The organism is Streptomyces sp. NRRL B-24085, assembly GCF_001282115.1.
Classification (GTDB): domain Bacteria; phylum Actinomycetota; class Actinomycetes; order Streptomycetales; family Streptomycetaceae; genus Streptomyces.
This window is the reverse complement of the sequence record NZ_LJBR01000345.1, coordinates 1-4,483: the sequence shown is the minus strand read 5'-3', so window position 1 is coordinate 4,483 and position 4,483 is coordinate 1. Positions and strand designations below refer to the sequence as shown.

The window sequence follows — 4,483 nt, the reverse complement described above, 5'->3', positions numbered from 1 at the left end:
CGGGCCGCCAGGACGGCGACCGTCGTCCCGCCCGCCACCAGGTCACGGGCCGCGGTGAGCCCGGCGAGACCGGCGCCGACGATCGCGACGTCCACGTCACGGGTGGCAGCGGAGGCGGGGGCTGCGGCGGTGCCGGTGAGGGTGGCGGCCCCGGCCGCGGCGGCGGCACCGCCGAGCAGGGAGCGGCGGGAGAGCCGGGGGAGCGGGGGGAGCTGTCTTTCGCGTGCCACGTGCGTCCTCCGTAGTGGAGAGAGTGTGGAGCTAGAACATGAGAAGTGTTCACATTCTGGCCCCGTACGACCGCACACGACAACGCTCCCGTCACATCCGGCACTCGGGCAACGGGGGTCGTCCGGAGGAGAGTTGGGGTCCCGCGCGTCAGACGGGGAGCCGCGAGAGGCGGCCCGCTCCGTGCTTCACCACGGCCTTCGCGATCTTCTCCGCGTCGATCGCGACCTCGCGGAACGTCCCGCTGATCGGAGTGACATAGCCCGTGAAATAGAGGCCCGGGGCCTGCTCGGGAGCCCGCGCGCCATTGACGACCGGATGGCCGTGCGGGTCCAGGACGCCGAGGTGGCCGACCAGGCCGTCCAGGGCACGGGTGTACCCGGTGGCCGCGATCACCGCGTCCGGGGCGATCCGGGTGCCGTCCGTGAGGAGCACCTCGCCGTCCTCGAAGCCCTCGACGGCGGCCACCACCTCCACCCGGCCCGTGCGGACCGCGTCGATGAGGCCGACGTCCTGGACCGGGATGGCGCCCTCCTTGACCCGGCTGTAGAGGCCGGTGTCGGGGCGGGGCAGGCCGTGCGCCGAGAGGTCGGGCACGCTCAGCCTGGCCAGGGGCCGGGCCAGCCGGTCCACCAGGCCGACCGGCAGGCGTCGTACGAGTACGCCCGTGTACTGGGCGGCCCAGCCGGCCGTGGAGCGGCGGACGATGTGCGGGACGGTGCGCACCGACAGCCGCACCCGCGAGGCGCCGCCCTCGGCCAGGTCCACGGCGATCTCGGCGCCGGTGTTGCCGACGCCGACGACCAGGACGTCCCGGCCGGCGTAGGGCGCCGGGTTGCGGTACTCGCCGGCGTGCAGGAGCTCGCCCTTGAACTCCTCGCGGCCCGGCCAGTCGGGCAGCAGCGGGGTGTGGTTCCAGCCGGTGGCCACGACCACCGCGGCGCCGGTCAGTTCGCGGCCGCCGGTGGCGTGCAGCAGCCAGCCGGCGCCGTCGGGGGTGCGCTCGACGCGGGAGACCTCGACGCCGGTGACGGTCTCCAGTTCGTGGAACTCGGCGTACTTCTCCAGGTAGCGCACCACGTCGTCGCGCGAGACCCAGCGGCCGAAGCGGCGGGGCATCGGCAGGCCGGGCAGGGCCGACAGACGGCGGGTGGTGTGCAGGTGCAGCCGGTCGTAGTGGCGCCGCCAGGACGCGCCGACCTGCTCGGACTTCTCCAGGACGACCGCGCGGACACCCCGGGCCCGGAGCGCGTACGCGACGGAGAGCCCGGCCGGGCCGCCGCCGACGACATACACGGGACGGTCGGGCTGCTCGGAGCGCGCTGCGGGTGTGGAGTCGGCCATGAGCGCGAGCGTAATCAGACAGCGCGTTGATGGGTCTCGGTCAAGACGGGAATTGGTTGCGGATCGATCACGCCTGTAGGAGAGGAGGGTGGGGCCTGTGGCGTAGGTCACCTGGTTGTGCGGGTACGGCAAAGACCACGGCGCCGGGCCCGCCGGAGCGGGACTCGACGCCGTGGTGTGCGGCGGCCGGAGACTGACGGGAAACCGGGGCCGCGGTCGGGGGGCGGGTGGTACCCGGTTACCTCTTCCTGGCCTTCTTGTGGCCGGTGACGTCCGCGATCCAGGTGATGAAGTCGCCCGGGTCGGTGTTGGCGCCGTGGCCCTGGTCCCAGTAGTAGAGGTGGTTCACGTCGTCGCCGAGGCCGGCCGCGGCGGCGGCGAGGTTCGCGGAGACCGTCAGCGAGGTGTCCGAGTCCTTGGTGCCGAGGCGGATCCACCAGTGCTTGGAACGGCCCTCGTTCCCGCGCTCCAGGAAGTACATCGGGTTCATCAGGTTCAGCTTCTCGGGGATGTCGCTCGCGACCCGCCTGCCGGCCAGGCCCGTGGTGTCGTTCTTCGCGCCGTACGCCGTGAAGTGCCGACTGACGGTCGTGCCCGCGCCGAACTCGTTGTTCTCGCCGGCCGACAGGTCGAAGGCGTCGAAGGCCGGGGCGTCCTTCTTGCGGGCGCCCACGTGGCTGAGGAAGTCCGCCCAGGTGAAGGTGGCCCGGCCGCCGGACCAGGTGATGAAGGAGTTGGCGGCGAGGTAGCTCTCGCGGGCGGAGTCCGACAGGGCGGCGAGGTAGGTGGTCGCCGAGGGCTCCAGGTACTGCTTGACGAGGTACTCGTCGTAGTTGCGGGCGGTCAGGGTGCCGAAGCCGTTCAGGCCGCGCAGCCTGAGCTTCGCCTGGTACTCGGCGAACTGCGACCGCAGCTCCTTGGACACCGTCCGGTCGGCCTGCTCGCCGGAGCTCAGCGCGTTGCCGCCCCAGCACCACTCGTAGGCGCCGTCGGCGTGCTCCAGGTCGGTGATCGGGCACCAGGCGCCGGTCGCGAAGATCGCGTCGGAGGCGTCGGCGGCGCCGATCTCCTCCAGGTACCTGTCGTAGGCCGGGCTGTCGCCGGAGGCGCCGAGCAGTGCGGACAGGGCGCCGCCCGCGCTGGTGCCGGCGGAGACGATCCGTTCGACGTCGCCGGGGATGCGGCCCTTGTTGGCCCTGATGTACCGCACGGCCGCCTTGAGGTCGACGATCGCGGCGGGAGCGGTGCCGTAGTACTCGCCCGCGGAGTTCTTGAGGGTACGGCCGCGGGCGCCGGGCTCGATCACGACGTACCCGGCGGCCAGCGCGAGGAGCTGGTTGCTCGCGGTGGCGCCGCCGTTGGCGTTGGTGTTCTCGTTCGCGTTCGGGGCGGCCGAGGCGCTCGCGGAGGCGCTGCCGGTGGGAGCGCCGCTCGGGGCACCGCTCGGGGCGCCGCCGCCCATGCCCCCGGCGCCGACGACGGTGGCGTCCGCAACGGAGGACGGCATGTAGCCGCCGACGGAGTTGGCGAGCAGGATCGGGGCGTCGCTCGCGTCGACCGCGGTGCCGTCGATCTCGACCGGGGCGCTGACGATCAGGGACTGGTAGGCCGCGTCGACCGGCTTGGAGACGTAGGTGACGGCCTTCCAGAAGTGGTAGGTGACCGAGTGCTCGGCGCCCTCGGTGTCCGTGACCGCGGTCGTCAGCTTCGTGTACGCGTCGGGATCGAAGACGAGGCCGCCGTCGCCGCTCGTGGTGGAGCCGACGGTCGACGCGCCGGCGTTCAGGGCCATGCCTCCGACGGCCGCGGCCCCGGCCGCCGCACCGAGGCCGATGACGACGTTCCTGCGCTTGACTGCCCTGTGCTTCACGGTTGGCTCCCTAGGCGGTTCTTGCTGGCGGGAACGAACGTAGCCGTTTGTTTGACAAAATTGCCAACAATCCGTGGCCATTCATCGGTGACCCACAGCTTCCCGGGCGCCGCACAGTCGCCGCACAGGGGCTACCGCCGCGAACGCGGGTCTTCCCGGACCCCTGCATCTGACGTACCGTCAGATTCCATGGACACGATCTGGCTGACCGGCGCGCAATGGCTGGCCGTCCTGCGCATAGGCCTCGGCCTGTGGTGGCTGGAGAGCTGGCGGCACAAGGACAAGAAGACGTGGTTCGAGGGCGGCGGCATCACCTGGGCCGCGGACATCGCCGCCAAGCACCGCTGGACCCCGGTCCGCAGCGGCTTCGACGTGGTGGTCGCACCCCGCCCGAAGACCATGGCGTACGTCGTCGCCTACGCCGAACTCGCGCTGGGGGCGGGCCTGGTACTCGGCTTCCTGACCCCCCTGGCCCTGGTCGGCGGCCTGCTCCTGAACGCCCTCTACTTCACCCTGATGATCCACGACTGGGCCGAGCAGGGGCAGAACTCGATGATGGCCCTCATCTCGGTCGTCGCCCTGTTCGCGATGTCCTGGCAGACGTGGTCGCTCGACGCGGCACTGGGCTGGTTCTGATGGGCGCGCGGTACGACCTGCCGGAGACGGACGCCTTCACCCGGACCTACTGGGAGGCGGCGGCGCGCGGCGTCCTGCTGCTCCGGCACTGCGGGGCCTGCGCCCAGGTGCACCACTACCCCCGCGAGTTCTGCCCGCGCTGCTGGAGCGAGGACGTCTCCTGGCACCCGGCGACCGGCCGGGCCACGCTCCACACCTGGTCCGTCGTCCACCGCAACGACCTGCCCCCCTTCCGGGACCGCACCCCGTACGTCGCCGCCGTGGTCGACCTGGCCGAGGGCCCCCGGATGATGACGGAGATCGTCGACTGCGCACACGGGGACCTGCGGCCCGGGTTGGACCTGGTGGCGGTGTTTCCGGAGGGGGTGCCGAGGTTCCGGCCCGCGGGGGTGTCCGGGCGGGTGG

Annotated in this window: 4 protein-coding genes and 1 pseudogene; 2 read left to right on the top strand and 3 right to left on the bottom strand. The window is 72.2% G+C overall.

The features are described from left to right. The 3 genes and pseudogenes from AOJ26_RS31700 to AOJ26_RS31690 form a co-directional block, all read right to left on the bottom strand. Nucleotides 1-230, bottom strand: a pseudogene (locus AOJ26_RS31700) (amine oxidase); the annotation flags it as partial. Between the two features lie 148 nt (nt 231-378). Beyond that, on the bottom strand, nt 379-1,572 hold the full coding sequence (locus AOJ26_RS31695) for a flavin-containing monooxygenase (protein WP_053851807.1): 1,194 nt from the start codon (nt 1,570-1,572) through the stop codon (nt 379-381). Nucleotides 1,573-1,810: 238 nt separating this feature from the next. Beyond that, nucleotides 1,811-3,523, bottom strand: a complete 1,713-nt coding sequence (locus AOJ26_RS31690; protein ID WP_373413215.1) for a subtype B tannase — start codon at nt 3,521-3,523, stop codon at nt 1,811-1,813. Nucleotides 3,524-3,631: 108 nt separating this feature from the next. Between AOJ26_RS31690 and AOJ26_RS31685 the strand changes: the two genes are divergently transcribed. Together AOJ26_RS31685 and AOJ26_RS31680 are read left to right on the top strand one after the other, a co-directional pair. Next, nucleotides 3,632-4,078: a DoxX family membrane protein gene (locus AOJ26_RS31685; protein ID WP_053851806.1), complete on the top strand. Its 447-nt coding sequence runs from the start codon at nt 3,632-3,634 to the stop codon at nt 4,076-4,078. Continuing rightward, a partial coding sequence (locus AOJ26_RS31680) for a Zn-ribbon domain-containing OB-fold protein (protein WP_053851805.1) occupies nt 4,078-4,483 on the top strand: 406 nt, incomplete at its 3' end. The genes AOJ26_RS31685 and AOJ26_RS31680, both read left to right, overlap by 1 nt.

What these genes read in the sequence shown, in the direction of transcription:
- AOJ26_RS31690 (WP_373413215.1), bottom strand. Translation starts at nt 3,523, where the DNA reads ATGGCCACGGATTGTTGGCAATTTTGTCAAACAAACGGCTACGTTCGT.
- AOJ26_RS31695 (WP_053851807.1), bottom strand. Translation starts at nt 1,572, where the DNA reads ATGGCCGACTCCACACCCGCAGCGCGCTCCGAGCAGCCCGACCGTCCC.
- AOJ26_RS31685 (WP_053851806.1), top strand. Translation starts at nt 3,632, where the DNA reads ATGGACACGATCTGGCTGACCGGCGCGCAATGGCTGGCCGTCCTGCGC.